The following is an 18,466-nucleotide window of genomic DNA, read 5'->3' on the forward strand; positions in this document are numbered from 1 at the left end:
TGTGGGTGATCCTGCCGACGAGGCGCAGAAATCAGCCGCCGCCGCCACTACACTGAGGCTCACTCCCGCGCCCTTGTACCCGGCGGTTCGGGGGTTCCCGGGGCGCCCCGGGAGACCGGGGGCGGCCCCGGACAGCAGCACTGCACACCCATACGCGTCAGGCCCACAGCGTCGTGCGTCTTCCACGCGGCAAGCCCCCTCCACCGCCTGCGGCCGTCGGGACGGCCGTCCGCACTGGACTTGTGAGGACCTCACGTGAGCTCGCACCTGAATAAGCCGGTTGTACTCATCGCTGAAGAGCTGTCGCCCGCCACCGTCGACGCGCTCGGCCCCGACTTCGAGATCCGGCACTGCAACGGTGCCGACCGCGGTGAGCTGCTCCCCGCCATCGCCGACGTCGACGCCGTCCTGGTCCGTTCCGCCACCAAGGTCGACGCGGAGGCCATCGCCGCCGCGAAGCGGCTGCGGGTCGTCGCCCGCGCCGGCGTCGGCCTGGACAACGTCGACGTCTCCGCCGCCACCAAGGCCGGCGTGATGGTCGTCAACGCCCCGACGTCCAACATCGTCACCGCCGCCGAGCTCGCCTGCGGCCTGCTCGTCGCCACGGCCCGCAACATCCCGCAGGCCAACACCGCGCTGAAGAACGGCGAGTGGAAGCGGAGCAAGTACACCGGCGTCGAGCTGAGCGAGAAGGTCCTCGGCGTCGTCGGCCTCGGCCGCATCGGCGTCCTGGTCGCCCAGCGCATGTCCGCCTTCGGGATGAAGGTCGTCGCCTACGACCCCTACGTCCAGCCGGCGCGCGCCGCGCAGATGGGCGTCAAGCTGCTCTCCCTCGACGAGCTGCTGGAGGTCGCCGACTTCATCACCGTCCACCTCCCGAAGACCCCCGAGACGCTGGGTCTCATCGGTGATGAGGCGCTGCACAAGGTCAAGCCGACCGTCCGCATCGTCAACGCCGCGCGCGGCGGCATCGTCGACGAGGAGGCGCTGTACGCGGCGCTGAAGGAGGGCCGCGTCGCGGGCGCCGGCCTGGACGTGTACGCGAAGGAGCCCTGCACGGACTCCCCGCTGTTCGAGCTGGACCAGGTCGTCTGCACCCCGCACCTCGGCGCCTCCACGGACGAGGCGCAGGAGAAGGCCGGTGTCGCGGTGGCCCGTTCGGTGCGCCTCGCCCTCGCCGGCGAGCTGGTCCCGGACGCGGTCAACGTCCAGGGCGGCGTCATCGCCGAGGACGTCAAGCCGGGCCTGCCGCTGGCCGAGCGCCTCGGCCGGATCTTCACCGCCCTGGCGGGCGAGGTCGCGGTCCGCCTCGACGTCGAGGTGTACGGCGAGATCACCCAGCACGACGTCAAGGTGCTGGAGCTGTCGGCGCTCAAGGGCGTCTTCGAGGACGTCGTCGACGAGACGGTCAGCTACGTCAACGCCCCGCTGTTCGCGCAGGAGCGCGGCGTCGAGGTGCGGCTCACCACGAGCAGCGAGTCCCCCGACCACCGCAACGTCCTCACCGTCCGCGGCACCCTCGGCAGCGGCGAGGAGGTCGCCGTATCCGGCACGCTGGTCGGGCCCAAGCACCTCCAGAAGATCGTCGCCGTCGGCGACTTCGACGTCGACCTCGCGCTCGCCGACCACATGGTCGTCCTCCGCTACGAGGACCGTCCCGGTGTCGTCGGCACCGTCGGCCGCATCCTCGGCGAGGCCGGCCTCAACATCGCCGGCATGCAGGTCTCCCGCTCCGAGGAGGGCGGCGAGGCCCTGGCGGTCCTCACCGTCGACGACACGGTGCCGCCGGCGGTCCTCACGGAGCTCGCCGACGAGGTCGGCGCCGTCTCGGCCCGCTCGGTCAACCTGGTCTGAGCCCGCCCGGCGTCCGGCGCCCCGCGTCGAGCGCCCGCGTCGGGAGCCCGACGGACCCTCCGGTGCCCCCGTCCGCGATCCGCGGACGGGGGCACCGGTGCGTCTCCGCCCGGCGTGGACCGGACGGCCCGGTCGCGGGCGCCCCGCTCAGACGGAGGGCGCGGGGGCGGGCCGGCGGGACGGGTCCGCCGCGCCGGTGCGGGGAACGGCCGCCAGGCCCAGCAGGGTGAGCGCGGCGAACACCGGCCAGTACCAGGGGCCGGCCAGCAGCGCCCCGGCGGGCGCCCCTCCCACCAGCACCACCAGCCCCGCGAGGGACGACATGGCGCCGGTGTACAGGCCCAGTCGCCGCTCGTCCACGAGCTCCGGCAGCCAGGCCCGGACCGCCGGCGACACCAGCATCTGACCGACGGCCAGGAGCACCACGAACACCACGGCCGACCACAGCCCGCCCACCGGCCGCAGCGCCCCCGCGGCGGCGAAGGCGCCCGCGACCACCACCAGTCCGGCCCGTACCGTCGTCCGCCAGGACCAGCGCGCGGCGACCCACCGCTCCAGCGGCAGCTGCCCGGCGACGACCAGCACCGACGACAGCGCGAACAGCCACCCCACGGCCGTCTGCGACCCCGTGGCCCGGTCCGCCTCGGCCGGGAGCGCCAGGTACAGCTGGTTGTAGGCGAGCAGGTAGGCCGCGTACGCCGCCGTCAGCCCCAGGAACGCCCGGTGGCGCAGGACGCCGCCGGCGCCCGGCCCGGCCCCCGGTTCCGTACGGTCCGGGCCGGTGCGATCCGCTCCCGTACCGTTCGCCGCGGTCCGTTCCGGGCCCGCCGTCCCGGGCCGGCGCGGCATCAGCCGCGCGTGCCCGGCCAGCACCAGCGCGAAGACCACCGCGCCCGCCAGACACGCCACACGGAACCGGCCCGACAGCAGGACCGCCCCCAGGACGGGCCCCGCCAGCGCGCCCGCCTGGCCCGCCGCGGCGAACCGGGCCGGCAGCCGGGTACGGGGCAGGCCCGTCGCCCGCTCCAGCCGCACCGCCTCGCGGACCACCTCCGACTCCACGGCGGGCGAGAACAGCGCCGCGGCGAAGCCGACGAGCACCACCGCCCCGACCACCGCCCCCACCGCCTCCGCGACGGCGAGCCACCCGAACCCCGCCACCCGCAGCGCGCACCCGACCAGGACCACCGGGCGCGGCCCGAAGCGGTCGGTGAGCGCGCCCCCCACCACGAACAGCCCCTGCTGGCTGAAGGTGCGCAGCCCGAGGACCAGCCCCACCAGCCAGCCGCCCAGGCCGAGCGTGCCGCCCAGGTGCTGGGCGAGGTAGGGCAGCACGGCGAAGAAGCCGACGTTGAACGCGAACTGGCTGCCGACGAGCAGCCGCGCCAGGGGGCTCACGAGAACCGCTCGATCCGCCCGGCCCGCATCTCGGCCACCCGGTCGGCGAAGTGGCGTACGAGCGCGGGGTCGTGGCAGATGAACAGGCACCCGAGGCCCAGCCGCTCCCGCAGGTCCACGAGCAGATTGAGCACGCCCGCCCGGACGCCCGGGTCGAGCGCCGACACCGGTTCGTCCAGCACCAGCAGGCGGGGGTCGCTCGCCAGCGCCCGGGCGATGCCGGCGCGCTGGCACTGGCCGCCGGACAGCTCGTACGGCCGCCGGTCCCCGAGCGCCGGGTCGAGGCCCACCGTCTCCAGCAGCTCGGCGACCCTGGCGGGCCCGGTCTCCCGGTCCCAGCGACCCTGCACGCGCAGCGGTTCGGCGACCGCGTCGCGGACGCGCAGGCGGGGGCTGAGCGAACCGTAGGGGTCCTGGAACACCGGCTGCATCGCCGGGCGCAGGGGCCTGAGCTGTCGTTCCGTCATGCGCGTGATCTCGCGGCCCTCGAACCACACCTCGCCCGCGTCCGGGCGGCGCAGCCCGAGCACGGCCGTGGCCGTCGAGGACTTGCCGCAGCCGGAGGGGCCGACCAGCGCCAGGGTCTCCCCGGCGCCCAGCGAGAACGACACGCCGTCCACCGCGACCACCGGGCCGTGACGGACCACCAGGTCACGGACGTCGAGCAGGGGGGTCACAGCGCCTCCGCGAAGAGCTCGCCGGGCGCTCCGGGCAGGTGCTCGGCCCGGTGGCAGGAGACGTCGCGGCCGTCCACCGGACGCGGCAGGGGCGTGCGCGCGCGGCATCCGGCGTCGGCCGCCGGGCAGCGCGGCGCGAACGCGCAGCCTGTCGCCGGTTCCCCCGGCGGGGGCGGCGCGCCGCCGATCGTCGGCAGGTACCGGCTCCGGCCGGCCGCGGGCCGGGGCGCGGTGGGGAGGCAGGCGAGGAGCCCGGCCGTGTACGGGGCGCGGGGGCGCTCCAGAACGGTCGCCACCGCTCCGGACTCGACGTGCCGTCCCGCGTACAGGACGAGGACCCGGTCGGCGTGGTCGCGGACGGCGTCCAGGTCGTGGGTGACGAGGACCAGCGCCGCACCGGTCGCCGCCCGCTGCTCGGCGAGCAGCTCCAGCACCAGGGCGCGGCGGTCGGGGTCGAGCGCGGTGGTCGGTTCGTCGGCGACGAGCAGGTCGGGTTCGTTGACGGTCGCCATCGCGATGACCGCCCGCTGGCGCATGCCGCCGGACAGCTCGTGCGGGTACGCCCCGGCGCGGGCGGCAGGGACGCCGACGCGGTCCAGGGCGGCCGCCGCGCGGGCGCGCGCGGCGGCGCGGGAGACGCCGCGCACGGACCGTACGGCGGCGGCGAGTTGGTCGCCGACGGGGTGGACGGGGGAGAGGGCGGAGAGCGAGTCCTGCGGGACGAGGGAGACGCGCCGGCCCCACAGCGCGGCGAGCCGCGCGCGCCGCGCCCCGACCAGTTCGGTCCCGCGCAGCCGGACGCTGCCGGCCGTCCGCGCCCCGGGCGGGGCGAGCCCCAGCAGGGACCGCGCGGTGAGGGACTTGCCGGCACCGGACTCGCCGACCAGGGCGAACACCTCGCCGTCGTGGACGTCGAAGCCCACACCCCGCACGACCTCGACCCCGCCGACGGAGATCCGCAGGTCCCGTACGGAGACGAGCGGCGGGAGGGCCGGGTCGACGGTCGGGCGGACGGACGACGCCGGGACCGTCGGGCCGGCGGAGGGGGGAGCGGGCGGGCGGGCGGACGCGTGGGCGGACGGCGCCACCGTCGCGTCCGCGCCCCGGTCGACGGACGGCCGGGACGTCCGGTGCGCGGGCGGGCCGACGGGCGGACCGACGGGCGGGACGGGTGCGTCGGCCGGTGCCGGGCCGGCGCCGTGGGTGTGGGGCGGGAGCGCCGCATCCGCGGGTGGCGGTTCGGACGGGGCCGCGGACCGGTCGCCGGGCGGCGGTGGCGGCGGTCCGGACGGACCGGTGGGGGCGCCGGCAGGGGTGTGGTCGGCACCGGCCGTGGGCGCGGGGAGGTCGTCAGTGGGCACGCGGTGCTGCCTTACGGAGCGGGGGACGGGGGGCGGACGCGGGGTGCCGCGCCGGGGTGCCCGGCCGGGCGGGCGCGGTCGGATGAGGCGTACGCGGCGAGCGAGACCGCCAGCGCGGCGAGCCACGCCAGGGCCACCGCCGGGGCGAGCGCGGCCCACGGGGCGCGCTCCACGTACGCCCGCGACTCGTCGAGCAGCAGCCCCCACTCGGGGGAGGGCGGCGGGGCGCCGAGGCCGAGGAAGCCGAGGGAGGCCAGGGCCAGCGCGACGCCCGGCAGCCGCAGCACGGCGTGGCGGGCGACCGGCCCGGCCACCGACGGCAGCACGTGCCGGGTCAGCACCCAGCCGGGCCCGGCGCCGATCGCGCGCTGCGCCAGCAGGAAGCCCGACGCGCGGACCTCCTGGACGAGCGCGGCGGCGTGCGCGGCCAGCGGCGGCCAGGAGACCAGGGCCACGGCGGTCGCCGCGCCGCCGGTGCCGGGCCCGGCCACCGCCGCGACGAGGATGCCGACGACCACCGGCGGCAGGGCGTTGGCGACGTCCGCGGCTCCGGCGGCCACCCCGGGGAGGAAGCCGAGCAGCAGCGCGACGACGAGGCTCAGCGCGCACACGGCGGCGGCCGTCCCGGCGGTCGAGGCGGCGCCGTGGCCGAGCCGGGCCAGCACGTCCCGCCCGAGGCCGTCCGTGCCGAGGGGGTGCGCCGGCGACGGCGGGGCGAGCCGGGCCGCCGTGTCGACGGTGTACGGGTCGCGCAGCAGCCCCCAGGCGACCACCGCCACCAGCACGGCGGCCAGTACGGCGGGCACGGCGGGCCCGATCCGCACGCGCCGGGGCGGGGGAGGGGCCAGGGCGGCGTCGCGCAGCCCGGGGCCGAGCAGCCGGTGGCGTACGAGCGCCGCCGCCGCGCCGACCGACAGACCGAGCAGCAGCAGGGCGAGGACGGCGCCCTGGAGGAGCGGCAGGTCCTGCGACCGGGCCGCGCCCAGCGCCGTACGGCCGATCCCGGGCACCGCGAACACCGTCTCGACGGCGACCGCGCCCCCGGTGAGCCCGACCACGACCATGCCGCACTGCGGGACCAGCGGCGGCAGGGCCCGCCGCAGCGCGGCCAGGGTGATCCGGGCGCGGCTCACCCCGGAGCCGCGCCACAGCTCGACCCACCGTTCACCGAGCACGGCCGGGATCGCGTCGGCGGCCAGCCGCCCCAGCAGCCCCCCGGCCGGTACGCCCAGGGCGAGGGCCGGCAGGACGAGGTGGGCCGGGCCCCGCCAGCCCGCCGAGGGGAACCAGCCGAGCCAGACCGCGCCGACGACGAGGAGCACCGCGGCGAGGAGGAACTCCGGCAGGGCGGCGAGCACCGCGGCGACGGCGCCAGACGTGCCGCGCCCGCGGACCAGGGTCGGCGCGGCGAGCACGGCGGCGACCACCAGTGCCACGCCGAGCGCGGCGCCCATCAGCCCCAGCGACACCCGCAGGCCCGCGGCGACGGACGGCAGGACGTCGGCGCCGGAGACCCAGGAGGTGCCGAGGTCGCCGCCGGGCAGTCCGCGGAGCCAGGTGCCGAGCAGGGTCAGCGGGCCGGCGTCGAGCCCGAGGTCGGCGCGGACGGCGGCGAGCGCCTCTGCGGTCGGCTCCTGTTCGGCGGACCTGGCGCGCAGCACCGTGAGGGCCGGGTCGCGGCCGGAGAGCCAGGGCAGCAGGCCGACGGCGGCGAGCACCGCGGCGAGGGCGAGGACCCGGACGGTGGTGGCGACCCCGCGCCGGGGGCGGGTGGCGGCCGTGGTTCCGCGCCGACGGGCGGTGGCCGCGGTCCCGGGCCGGCGGGCGCCGGCGGCCGTGCCCCGGGGCCGTGGGCGGGCGGTGCTCACTTGACGTACGTGTCGGGCGTGACGAGCAGCCGCTCGCGCGGGTCGTGCGCGGCGCCCACGACACCGGCGGCGTCGCCCTGGACGACCCGCTCGTGCAGCAGCGGGACCGCGGCGTCGGTGGCCAGGACCGCCGCCTCCGCCGCCATGACCGCCCTGCGGCGGGTGTCGCCGGCGGGCGCGTCGGCGGCCTTGCGCAGGGCGGCGTCGACGCCCGGGTCGGCGAGCTGGGAGAGGTTGAAGGAGCCCTCGGAGGAGAAGTCGCTGAACAGGTAGGCGGCGGGGTCGCCCGAGTCCAGGACGGTGGCGCGGGAGAGGAGGAACGCGTCGAACGCGCCGGCCAGCGCGTCGGCCTCGATGGCGGCGTACTCGCGCACGTCCAGCCGCACCGTGAAGCCGGCGGCCCGCAGCTGCTGCTGGAGCGCCTGCGCGACCTCGGGCAGCTCGGCGCGGTCGGTGAAGGTACCGATGGTGATCACGGCCCCGTCGGGGTCGCCCGCCGGGGCGGGGGTACGGGTGGGGCGCAGGCCGTCGGCCCAGGTGACGGCCGGTCCGAGCAGCCCCTCGGCGAGGTCGGCACGGCCTTCGTACACGCCCTCGACCAGCGGCCGGGCGTCGATGGCCCGGCGCGCTGCGGCCCGCAGCGCCGGGTCGCGGAAGGGGCCCTTGCGGGTGTTGAGGTACAGGGTGTTGGTGCGGGGCATGGGGACCTCGGTGACGAGGTCCTGGTCGAGCAGGGCGGCCTGGGAGACCGGTACGGCCTCCACGATGTCCGCCTCGCCGGTGCGCAGCGCGGCGGCGCGTGCGGTGCCGTCGGGGACGAACGTCACGTCGATGCCGGCCGCCTTCGCCCTGCCGCCCCAGTAGCCGTCGTAACGGTCGAGGGAGGCGGAGGTGGTGCCGTCGACGCGGGTGAGACGGAAGGCGCCGGTGCCGGTGCCGACCGGGTCGACCGTCTTCCCCCGGTACGCCCGGGCGGAGAGGACCGACAGCTGCGGGGAGCTGAGCCGCTGGGGGAGGAGGGGGTCGGGGGCGGCGGTGGTGAGGGTGACCGTCCGGCCGGAGGCCCGCACGCCGAGCCGTACGCCGTCGAGGATGCGGGGCTTGGGGGAGGCGGTGGCCGCCCGGGTGAGGGAGCGTTCGACGTCGCGGGCGGTGAGCGGGGTGCCGTCGTGGAAGGTCACGCCGTCGCGGAGGGTGAAGGTCCAGCTGGTGCCGTGCTGCTTCCACGAGGTGGCGAGGGCGGGGCGCGCGTCGCCCTCGGCGTCGAGGACGACCAGGGTCTCGGCGGTGGACCAGCGGGACAGCTTGAAGGCGTCGTCGGAGAGGGGCGACAGTCCGGACCGCGGCGGGTTCATCATCGCGACGCGGACGCGCCCGTCCTGGCCGCGTGCGGTGCCGCCACCGTCCGGTGCCGCCGCGAAGCAGCCGGTGAGCAGCACGGACGCGGAGGTCAGCGCGAGCGCGGACAGGAGGGGACGACGCACGGGGGCACCCTTCGGGGGCGGTGGGGCGGGGATGCCTGGACCGTAGCAAATGATTACGGTTTTCAACAACGTGCCCAACCGGCCCTGCCGCCCGGCTCCGCCCCTGGCCCGTCCCCGCCCGGCCCCGGCCGCCCGGCTCCCGCCCAAGCCCTCCCGCCCGGCACCCGCCGCTCTCGCGCCCGGGACCCCACCCGCCTGCCTGTCGTGTCCCGTCCTGCCCGACACCCGCGGCCCTGCGGGACGGGCGCCCGCCCGGCGTCGGGACCGCTACAGGGCGCGCGCCTTCAGGACCATGTGCAGCAGCAGCCGGTCCTCCCCGCTGTCCAGGTCGAGGCCGGTCAGCTGCTCGACGCGGGAGAGGCGGTAGTAGAGCGTCTGCCGGTGGATGCCGAGGGCGGCCGCCGTGCGCCCCGCCTGGCCCGCGCAGTCGAGGAACGTCTCTGCCGTGCGCGCCAGTTCGGCGTGGACGGGGGCCAGCAGCGGCCGCACGGCGGCGTCGTCGCGGGCCGCCGCGGGCAGCGCGGTGAGGAGCCGGTACGGGCCGACGGACGACCAGGGCGCGACCGGGCCCAGCCGCGGTTCGGCGAGCGCCGCACGGGCCGCCGCCGTGGCCTCCGCCCAGGCCGCCGGCAGCTCCGCCAGCCCGCGCCGCGGCCCGGCGATCCCCGCGACGGCGCCCGGACCGGCCGCGTCGCACAGCCGGGCGCCGGCGGTCGTGGCGGGGGACAGGGCCTCGGCCGACCGCAGCCGCACCAGCGCGGCCACCGCGTGCCGGCCGGGGAAGGGCCCGCCCGCCGCGGCGCCCGCCTCCCGCCCGCCGGACCCGCCGCCCGGGCCGCGCCCGCCCGCGGCGCGGCCACCCGAGGAGCGCCCGCCCGCCGCGGCGCCCGCCTCCCGCCCGCCCGGCGCGGGCCACGGCACCGTGCACAGCGCCGCCGCTCCGGGGGCCACACGGACCGGCGGGCCGTCGCCGCCCGGCCAGGGGGCGACGCACACCACGGCGTGCAGCCCCTCGGCACCCGGCCCGAGCGCCGCGCGCAGGGCGGCCAGCGCCAGGTCGAGCCGCCAGTCCGGCTCGGCGGTGAGCGCGGCCCGGAGCTCCCGTGACAGGTCCGCGGACGCCCGCTCCTCGTCGGCGAGCAGGGCCCCGACGCGCGCGGCCACCTCCATGGCCGCGGCGAGCCGATCCGGCGCGGGGCCCGGCGAGGCGTCGAGCAGCCACACGTAGCCGAGGACGACGCCGCGGTGGCGGACGGGCAGGCAGAGGCGGTCGCGGTATACACCCGCCTCCGGCGCGGCCGGGATGCGCACCGGGCCGGTCGCCCGGGCGATGCCGAACCCCTCGAACCACGCGCGCACCGCGGGGGTGGACTTGCGGGTCAGGATCGAACGGGTGCGGACCGGGTCCATCGCCGAGGCGTCGTCGCTGTCGTGCGCGCCGAAGGCGATCAGGCCGAAGTCCCGGTTCTCCAGCGTGGCCGGGGCGCCCAGGAGCGCCGAGATCTCGTCGACCAGTTCTTGGTAATCGGCCTTCACCCGGACATTCTGCCACCCCTTCAGACAGATGTCTGAGATCCGCGGCACGGATGCGTGACAGCTGTCGATGGCCCGCGTCCGGGGCGATCCTTAGGTTTCACGGTGGTTCTCCGTGCCGTTTCCGCAGCGTCGGACAGCGGCCGTGTCCGTCCTGTTCCCCATTCCGTGTTCGTTGGAGGTGCCCCGTGCTGGGTCCCGTGATCCTCGCCGCTTCGCGCAGTGACAAGATGCGCCGCATCGTGTCGGCGGCCCCGGTGACCAAGCCGGTCGTCAACCGGTTCATCCCCGGTGAGACGGTCGACCAGGTCATCCCCATCGTCACGGAGCTCGCCGGCAAGGGCCTGGAGGTCACCCTCGACGTCGTCGGCGAGGACATCACCACCCCCGGGCAGGCCACCGCCGCCCGCGACGCCTACCTGCGGCTGATCGAGCGGCTGAAGCCCCTCGGCCTGGGCGCGCGGGCGGAGATGTCCGTCAAGCTGTCGATGTTCGGCCAGGCGCTGGAGAACGGGCACGAGCTCGCCCTCGCCAACGTCCGCCCCGTCGTCGAGGCCGCGGCGGAGATCGGCACCACGGTCACCCTGGACGCCGAGGACCACACCACCCTGGACTCGATGTTCGCCATCCACGAGGAGCTGCGGAAGGACTTCCCGCAGACCGGCTGCGTCATCCAGGCGTACCTCTTCCGCACCGAGGAGGACGCCCGCCGCCTCGCCGCGAACGGCAGCCGCGTGCGGATCGTGAAGGGCGCCTACAAGGAGCCGGCCTCCGTCGCGTACCAGGACAGGACGGAGATCGACAAGGCGTACGTCCGCGTCCTCGGGACCCTCATGGCGGGCAGCGGCTACCCCATGATCGGCTCGCACGACCCGCGGCTCATCGCCATCACCCAGGAGCTCGCCCGCCGCCACGGGCGCAAACTGGACGAGTACGAGTTCCAGATGCTCTACGGGATCCGCAGCGAGGAGCACGTCCGGCTCGCCGCCGAGGGGCACCGGATGCGCGTCTACACCGCGTACGGAACCGACTGGTACGGGTACTTCATGCGCCGCCTCGCGGAGAAGCCGGCCAACCTGCTGTTCTTCGTCCGCTCGATGATCACCAAGAACTGAAGGAGTTACGGAACTCATGGACGCTGTGACCCAGGTCCCCGCTCCGGTCAACGAGCCGGTCCACACCTACGCCCCCGGCTCGGCCGAGCGCATCCGTCTCGAGGCCAAGCTCAAGGAGCTCGCCGAGAACCCCATCGACCTGCCGATGACCATCGGCGGCGTCAAGCGGATGGGCGGCGGTGAGCGCGTGGACGTCGTGCAGCCGCACAACCACGCCAAGGTCCTCGGCACCTTCGCCGGCGCCACCCAGGCGGACGCCCAGGACGCCATCGACGCGGCCCTCGCCGCCGCCCCGGCGTGGCGCTCGATGTCCTTCGACGACCGCGCGGCGATCATCCTGCGCGCCGCCGAGCTGCTGGCCGGCCCGTGGCGCGAGACCATGGCCGCCTCGACCATGCTCGGCCAGTCCAAGACGGTCCAGCAGGCCGAGATCGACACCCCGTGCGAGCTCGTCGACTTCTGGCGCTTCAACGTCAAGTACGCCCGCGACCTGCTTGCCGAGCAGCCGCCGGCCAACGCCCCCGGGGTGTGGAACCGCCTGGACCACCGCCCGCTGGAGGGCTTCGTCTACGCGATCACGCCGTTCAACTTCACCGCCATCGCGGGCAACCTCCCCACCGCCCCCGCCCTCATGGGCAACGTGGTGGTCTGGAAGCCGTCCCCGACGCAGACCCACGCCGCCGTGCTGCTCATGGAGCTGCTGGAGGAGGCCGGTCTGCCGAAGGGCGTCATCAACCTGGTGACGGGCGACGGCATCGCCGTCTCCGAGGTCGCGCTGAACCACCCGGAGCTCGCGGGCATCCACTTCACCGGCTCCACCAAGACCTTCCAGCACCTGTGGAAGACGGTCGGCGCCAACATCGAGAAGTACCGCGGCTACCCGCGCATCGTCGGCGAGACCGGTGGCAAGGACTTCGTCGTCGCCCACCCGAGCGCCGACCGCGCCGTCCTGAAGACCGCGCTGACCCGCGGCGCCTTCGAGTACCAGGGCCAGAAGTGCTCGGCGACCTCGCGCGCGTACATCCCGGCCTCGATCTGGAACTCCGGCTTCAAGGAGGAGTTCGCGGCCGAGGTCGACGGCATCAAGATGGGTGACGTCACCGACCTGACGAACTTCGTCGGCGCCGTCATCGACGAGCGGGCCTTCGCCAAGAACAAGGCCGCCATCGACCGCGCGAAGGCCGACCCGACGTGCACCATCGTCGCCGGCGGCACGTACGACGACTCCGTCGGCTGGTTCGTCCGCCCGACCGTCGTCGAGTGCAACGACCCGGCCAACGAGGTCTTCACCACCGAGTACTTCGGCCCCTTCCTCGCGGTGTACGTCTACGAGGACGACCAGTACGACGCGATGCTGGAGCAGATGGAGGCCGTGTCGGCGTACGCCCTGACCGGCTCGGTCATCGCCAAGGACCGCGCCGCCGCCGCGTACACGATGGAGAAGCTGCGGTACGCCGCGGGCAACTTCTACATCAACGACAAGTCGACCGGCGCCGTCGTCGGCCAGCAGCCCTTCGGCGGCGGCCGCGCCTCCGGTACGAACGACAAGGCCGGCGCCCCGCAGAACCTCATGCGCTGGACGCTGACCCGCGCCATCAAGGAGACGCTGGTCGCGCCGACGGACTACACGTACCCGCACATGGGCTGACCTCCGCCCCCCGACACCGCCCCCCTCCGGCCCCCACGCCGGACGGGGGCGGTTCCCACGTCCGGCCCCGAGCGCCGGCCCCGCGCCGGCCCCACGCCGGTCCCGAGCAGCCCTCCGCCGGCCCGACCGGCCCCCGCGCCGGTCCCGAACAGCCCCCCCGGCCGGCCCGACCTGCCCCCGCGCGGTCCCGAGCAGCCCCTACCGGGCGATACGGCGGACGTGACGGGCATGACGGGCGTGACGGGCGTGAGGGGCGCGACGGGTGGCGCGAACGTGCGGTGCGCCGGGCCCGCCGGCGCGGGCGGGTGCCACAGTGGGCCGTATGAGTGACCGCCTCCGCACCGCCCACACCCACGAGTTGACCCCCGCCACGCGGCAGCTGCTGCGCGCCGCGCTCGACGACTTCTTCGAGGGCGACTTCTCCGACGAGGACTGGGAGCACGGCCTCGGCGGGGTGCACGCCTACGTCGAGGACGCCGGCGGGCGGATCGTCGCGCACGGCAGTGTCGTCATGCGCCGGGTCGTGCACGCGGGGCGCGCCCACCGCGTCGGCTACGTCGAGGGCGTCGGCGTCCGGGACGACCGCCGCCGCCAGGGCCTCGGCCACCGGGTGATGGAGGCCCTGGAGGGGGTCGTGGACCGCGCGTACGACTTCGGCGCCCTCTCCGCCTCCGACGAGGGTGCCCTGCTCTACCGCTCGCGCGGCTGGCACCTGTGGCGGGGGACCGTCGAGGGGTACGGCCCCCACGGCACGGTCCACCTGCCGGACGAGGAGGGCAGCACCTTCCTGCGGCCCGCCGCGGGGCGCCGGCTGCCCGCGCCGGAGGACGGCCCGCTGCTCTTCGACTGGCGCGACGGCGACGTGCTGTGACGGTACGTGGTGCTTTGGCCCACGTCTCGTCTCAGATAGTAGGAAGTCCGAGTATTCGTGGAGACAGTCGCGCCGCGCTCGCCTACGTTGGGAGGAGCCGAACGTCTCGCTCCATCAGCGAACGGCGGTCGTGAGCGCGGTGCCCCCGGCAGGCCACCCCTGCGGCAGCGCTCCCCGCCCCTTCCGGCGCCTCCCCAGCCGTTGCCCTGAAGGAGTCGCACCATGAGCGCAGTCACCACCGTCCGCCGCGTCCGCCGCCACGCCGCCGCGCGCCCCGCCGACACCGACCGCAAGAACGCCGCCGCCGCCCTCCAGCGCGCCCTGGACCGCCGGGACAACGGCGGCTCCACCGGCCACTGAACCGCCCGAGCCCCCCGGCCGCCGACACGCGCCGTCCACATGATGGACGGCGCGTGTCAGGCAATGGGACGAAGAGTAGGGTCGCCGCCATGTCTCGCAGCATCAATCTCGCAGTGATCCCCGGTGACGGCATCGGCCAGGAGGTCGTGGCCCAGGGACTCAAGGTCCTCCGTGCCGTCCTCCCGCAGGACGTGAAGCTGGAGACCAAGGAGTACGACCTCGGCGCCCGGCGCTGGCACCGCACCGGGGAGACCCTCCCCGACGCGGAGCTGGAGGCCCTCAAGGGCCACGACGCCCTCCTGCTCGGCGCGATCGGCGACCCGTCCGTACCCTCCGGCGTCCTGGAGCGGGGCCTGCTGCTGAAGCTCCGCTTCGCCTTCGACCACTACGTCAACCTGCGTCCGTCGAAGCTCTTCCCGAACACCGCGACCCCGCTCGCCGGCCGCCCCGACATCGACTTCGTCGTCGTGCGCGAGGGCACCGAGGGTCCGTACACGGGCAACGGCGGCAGCCTGCGCACCGGCACCCCCGCCGAGGTCGCCACCGAGGTCAGCGTCAACACCGCGTACGGCGTCGAGCGCGTCGTCCGCGACGCCTACGAGCGGGCGAACGCCCGCCCGCGCAAGAAGCTGACCCTCGTCCACAAGAACAACGTGCTCGTCTACGCCGGCCACATGTGGAAGAAGATCTTCGACCGGGTCGGCGAGGAGTACCCCGAGGTCACGACCGACTACCTGCACGTGGACGCGGCGACGATCTTCTTCGTCACGCAGCCCGAGCGGTTCGACGTGATCGTCACCGACAACCTCTTCGGTGACATCCTCACCGACCTCGCCGCCGCCGTGACCGGCGGCATCGGCCTGGCCGCCTCCGGCAACATCAACCCGGCCGGTGACTTCCCGTCGATGTTCGAGCCCGTCCACGGCTCCGCGCCCGACATCGCGGGCCAGGGCAAGGCCGACCCCACCGCGACGGTCCTGTCCGTCGCGCTGCTCCTGCGCCACCTCGGCCACGAGGCCGAGGCCGTCCGCATCGAGGAGGCGGTCTCCGCCGACCTCGCGGCACGGACCGGCGCCGCCGCCCGCACCACGGACGAGATCGGCGACGCGCTCGCGGTACGCGTGGCGAACTGACCCGCCGACTGCACATCAGTGAGAGGCAGCCGCCGGGTCGCACCGCACCCGGCGGCTTCTCCTGTGCCGCCCCGGGTGCCACCATCGAACCCCGGACCGCGGCCACACCCGTTTCCCTGGCCCGGCCCCCCGAGCGATAATCGAACGCGGGGCCGCGGCATGCGGTGATGCTCGGACGTCCTAGCAGCAGCAGCGACAGCGGCTGGAGCGGCGTGAGCGCGGTCCGTCACACACAACCGGTGAAGGACAAGCACTCATGACGACGCCAACGACGATCGAGCTCAAGCCCTCCTCGAACCCGCTGTCCGCCGTGCAGCGCGAGGCGATCCTGGCCAGCCCCGGCTTCGGCCGCCACTTCACCGACCACATGGTGACGATCAAGTGGACCGAGGGACGCGGCTGGCACGACGCCCAGCTCACGCCGTACGCGCCGCTCTCCATCGACCCGGCGAACATGACCCTGCACTACGCGCAGGAGATCTTCGAGGGGCTCAAGGCGTACCGCCGCCCCGACGGCTCCGTGTCGCTCTTCCGCCCGGAGGCCAACGCCGAGCGCTTCCGCCTCTCCGCGCGCCGCCTCGCCATGCCCGAGCTGCCCGTGGAGACCTTCGTCGCCGCGTGCGACGCCCTGGTCCGGCAGGACGAGGCGTGGGTCCCGCCGCACGGCGGCGAGGAGTCCCTCTACCTGCGCCCCTTCATGATCGCCAACGAGGTGGGGCTCGGCGTCCGCCCGGCCAACGAGTACCTCTTCCTCGTCATCGCCTCGCCGGCGGGCGCGTACTTCCCCGGCGGCGTCAAGCCCGTCTCCGTCTGGCTGTCGGAGAACTACGTCCGCGCCGTCCCCGGCGGTATGGGCTTCGCCAAGACGGGCGGCAACTACGCGGCGTCCCTGCTCGCCCAGGCCGAGGCGGCGGCGAAGGGCTGCGACCAGGTCGTCTGGCTCGACGCGCTGGAGCACCGGTGGGTCGAGGAGATGGGCGGCATGAACCTGTACTTCGTGTACGGGAACAAGATCGTCACGCCCGAGCTGACCGGCTCCCTGCTGGCGGGCATCACCCGTGACTCCCTGCTCCGGGTCGCCCGCGACCTCGGATACGAGTCGGCGGAGGGCCGCATCTCCACCGACCAGTGGCGTCGCGACGCGCAGGACGGCACGCTCACCGAGGTCTTCGCCTGCGGCACGGCCGCCGTCATCACCCCGGTCGGCACGGTCAAGTCCGAGAAGGGCGACTGGGCGCAGGGCGACGGCCGGCCCGGCGCGGTCACGCTGGAGCTCCGCAAGGCCCTGCTCGACATCCAGACGGGCGCGGCGCCGGACCCCCACGGCTGGACGCACCGGGTCGTCTGACCCGCGGCGGCGGCCCGTCCCCGTCCCCGTCCCCGTACGGTCGGGGCCGGGCCGCCACGCCACCGTCGCCCGGGCCACCGCCACCACCGCCGGGCTGCCGTCAGATCCCCGCGGGCCCCGGCGCGGGCACCCCGTCCGGTACGGGTGCCGCGGCGTCCGTCGCGGCTCCCCGCGCGGGGTCCTCGTCCGGTGCGGCGCCCGCGAGCGGTACGGAAGCCGCCGGGTCCGCGACCGGTCCGGCCGCCCCGGGAGGCGTACGCCGCGCCCCGGGAGGCGTGCGCCGCCCTCCGCCCCGCGTCAGCGCCGCGTACGCCAGGCCCCCGACCGCGCCCGACAGGACGAAACCGCAGTCCACGCCCCCGGTCAGGGCCAGGAGTGGCCCCTCGTACACCGGGGTGGACACGCCCGCCAGCCCCGCCGCCGCCCCCAGGGCCCAGGCGGCCGTCGCCCCCGGGTGCCATCCGGCGCGGAACCAGTACGCGCCGCCCCGGGCCCGCCGGTTCAGCACCTGCAGGGCCTCCGCGTCGTACCGGCCCCGGCACCGGACGTGGCCGAGCAGCGTGATGACGGCCCACGGCGTCCCGACCGCCGTCAGCAGCAGCACGAACGACGTCATCGCCGACCGCGCGTCCCACGCGAAGTGCCCGAGGAACACGAACGCCGCCGCCACCACGGCGACCACCAGCGTGGCCGTCGTACGGGTCGCCCGGGGGACGATCGCGTCCAGGTCGAGCCCCATCGAGTACAGCATCAGCCCGGCGTTGCCCACCGACCCCGCGCCCGCCGCGAGAAGCAGCGGCAGCAGGTACCACGTGGGCGCGGCCGCCACCAGCGGGCCGGCGTAGTCCGCGCCGGCCCGCGCGGCCAGCGCCGTGACCGTGCCGAACAGCTGCGGCACCAGCAGCCCCAGGAAGAGCCCCGCGCACGTCGCCCACCACACGGTCCGGGCCCCGTGCCGCCGCGGCGAGACGTACCGCGTGTAGTCGCCCAGCAGCGTGATGAACGCGATCGGGCCGCTCAGTCCGGCCGCGACGGCGGAGAGCAGCCACGTGGGCCCGAAGGAGCCGAGCAGGTACGGCACGTCCGGCGGCGCCGCGGCCGTGAAGTCGCCGGCGTACGCCACCAGCCCCAGCGCCAGCAGCGCCGTCATGCCGACGGCCAGGACCCGGCTCAGCCGCAGCAGCGACCGGTAGCCGTACACCGCGGCGAGCACCGTGCATCCGGCGAGCAGCGCGTACACCACCGCGTGCGCGCCGCCGCCCGACGGTACGCCGAGCAGGCGCGCGAGCGCCCCGAGGGCCACGTCCCCGCCGATCCACAGCGTGAGGGCGGTGTAGCCGAGCGACAGCAGCAGCCCCACGACCGAGCCGACGAGCCGGCCGCGCACGCCGAAGAAGGCGCCGGACGACGTGGAGAGGTTGGTGGCGGTGCGCAGGGAGACCAGCGCGAGCGGCGCCGTCACGAGGACGCCGAGGACCGTCCCGGCGACCACGGAGGTGACGGCCGGCCACAGGCCGAGGCCGAAGGAGACCGGGAGCCAGCCGAAGACGATCACCCCCAGGCAGAGGTTGGAGCCCAGCAGGATCGCGACCAGATCACGCGGCCCGCTGGTCCTGTCCTCCTCGGGGATGGTGTCGACGCCGTGCTGTTCGATCGGCATGGGGCCTCCTGTGTTCCGGTCGAGCCGTCGGGTCCCGTCGCGCTTTAGAGTGACGCTCAATGTGGCGTATCCCCTTCGGAGCCGTCAATCCTTTCGCTCCTGGGCTCTCATGGTTAGAGTGAAGCTCTAAACCAGTGAAGCTCTGGACCCCCCGTG

At 75.5% G+C, this 18,466-nt stretch carries 14 protein-coding genes; 7 read left to right on the forward strand and 7 right to left on the reverse strand.

Annotated elements, in window-relative coordinates; translation table 11 throughout:
• Nucleotides 1-255 precede the first annotated feature (255 nt).
• Nucleotides 256-1,854 carry a phosphoglycerate dehydrogenase gene (gene serA / locus NRO40_RS21285; protein WP_257375475.1) on the forward strand — a complete coding sequence of 533 codons (1,599 nt, stop codon included), beginning with the start codon at nt 256-258 and terminating at the stop codon, nt 1,852-1,854.
• A 147-nt stretch (nt 1,855-2,001) separates the two neighbouring features.
• On the opposite strand, the gene NRO40_RS21290 is transcribed toward serA, so the two are convergent.
• From NRO40_RS21290 to NRO40_RS21315, 6 genes are all read right to left on the reverse strand, one after another.
• Nucleotides 2,002-3,252 (reverse strand): MFS transporter, encoded by a 1,251-nt coding sequence (locus NRO40_RS21290; protein ID WP_058945393.1) that lies wholly within the window; start codon nt 3,250-3,252, stop codon nt 2,002-2,004.
• Nucleotides 3,249-3,929, reverse strand: coding sequence for an ATP-binding cassette domain-containing protein (locus tag NRO40_RS21295; protein WP_058945392.1), 681 nt, complete (start codon nt 3,927-3,929; stop codon nt 3,249-3,251). The genes NRO40_RS21290 and NRO40_RS21295 overlap by 4 nt, the downstream gene beginning before the upstream one ends.
• Entirely contained in the window at nt 3,926-5,290 is a 1,365-nt protein-coding gene (locus NRO40_RS21300) for an ABC transporter ATP-binding protein (RefSeq protein WP_232791296.1), read from the reverse strand. Before NRO40_RS21300 ends, NRO40_RS21295 begins: the two co-directional genes overlap by 4 nt.
• An 11-nt stretch (nt 5,291-5,301) precedes the next feature.
• The gene (locus NRO40_RS21305; protein ID WP_058945394.1) at nt 5,302-7,008 is read right to left on the reverse strand and encodes an ABC transporter permease subunit; all 1,707 of its coding nucleotides are present in this window, start codon (nt 7,006-7,008) and stop codon (nt 5,302-5,304) included.
• A 146-nt stretch (nt 7,009-7,154) separates the two neighbouring features.
• Nucleotides 7,155-8,642 carry an ABC transporter substrate-binding protein gene (locus NRO40_RS21310; protein ID WP_058945391.1) on the reverse strand — a complete coding sequence of 496 codons (1,488 nt, stop codon included), beginning with the start codon at nt 8,640-8,642 and terminating at the stop codon, nt 7,155-7,157.
• Between the two features lie 267 nt (nt 8,643-8,909).
• Nucleotides 8,910-10,178, reverse strand: coding sequence for a PucR family transcriptional regulator (locus NRO40_RS21315; RefSeq protein WP_257375476.1), 1,269 nt, complete (start codon nt 10,176-10,178; stop codon nt 8,910-8,912).
• Between the two features lie 185 nt (nt 10,179-10,363).
• On the opposite strand from NRO40_RS21315, the gene NRO40_RS21320 reads away from it, so the two are divergent.
• The 6 genes from NRO40_RS21320 to NRO40_RS21345 all read left to right on the forward strand — a co-directional run bounded on the left by NRO40_RS21320 (nt 10,364) and on the right by NRO40_RS21345 (nt 16,650).
• Complete coding sequence (locus NRO40_RS21320) at nt 10,364-11,290, forward strand: proline dehydrogenase family protein (RefSeq protein ID WP_058942267.1); 927 nt, start codon at nt 10,364-10,366, stop codon at nt 11,288-11,290.
• A gap of 16 nt (nt 11,291-11,306) precedes the next feature.
• Entirely contained in the window at nt 11,307-12,938 is a 1,632-nt protein-coding gene (gene pruA, locus NRO40_RS21325) for an L-glutamate gamma-semialdehyde dehydrogenase (protein ID WP_058942268.1), read from the forward strand.
• Between the two features lie 322 nt (nt 12,939-13,260).
• Nucleotides 13,261-13,809 (forward strand): GNAT family N-acetyltransferase, encoded by a 549-nt coding sequence (locus NRO40_RS21330; protein WP_058942269.1) that lies wholly within the window; start codon nt 13,261-13,263, stop codon nt 13,807-13,809.
• Nucleotides 13,810-14,031: 222 nt separating this feature from the next.
• Nucleotides 14,032-14,169 carry a hypothetical protein gene (locus tag NRO40_RS21335; protein ID WP_107115094.1) on the forward strand — a complete coding sequence of 46 codons (138 nt, stop codon included), beginning with the start codon at nt 14,032-14,034 and terminating at the stop codon, nt 14,167-14,169.
• Nucleotides 14,170-14,258: 89 nt separating this feature from the next.
• The gene (locus NRO40_RS21340) at nt 14,259-15,302 is read left to right on the forward strand and encodes a 3-isopropylmalate dehydrogenase (RefSeq protein WP_058942270.1); all 1,044 of its coding nucleotides are present in this window, start codon (nt 14,259-14,261) and stop codon (nt 15,300-15,302) included.
• A 256-nt stretch (nt 15,303-15,558) separates the two neighbouring features.
• A complete protein-coding gene (locus tag NRO40_RS21345) occupies nt 15,559-16,650 on the forward strand; it encodes a branched-chain amino acid aminotransferase (protein WP_058942271.1) in 1,092 nt (363 codons plus the stop codon).
• A 100-nt stretch (nt 16,651-16,750) separates the two neighbouring features.
• Here the strand turns inward: NRO40_RS21345 and NRO40_RS21350 are convergent, their stop codons facing one another.
• On the reverse strand, nt 16,751-18,310 hold the full coding sequence (locus NRO40_RS21350; protein WP_079047065.1) for a cytosine permease: 1,560 nt from the start codon (nt 18,308-18,310) through the stop codon (nt 16,751-16,753).
• Nucleotides 18,311-18,466 lie beyond the last annotated feature (156 nt).

Origin of the sequence: Streptomyces changanensis (assembly GCF_024600715.1) — a bacterium.
GTDB lineage: Bacteria > Actinomycetota > Actinomycetes > Streptomycetales > Streptomycetaceae > Streptomyces > Streptomyces changanensis.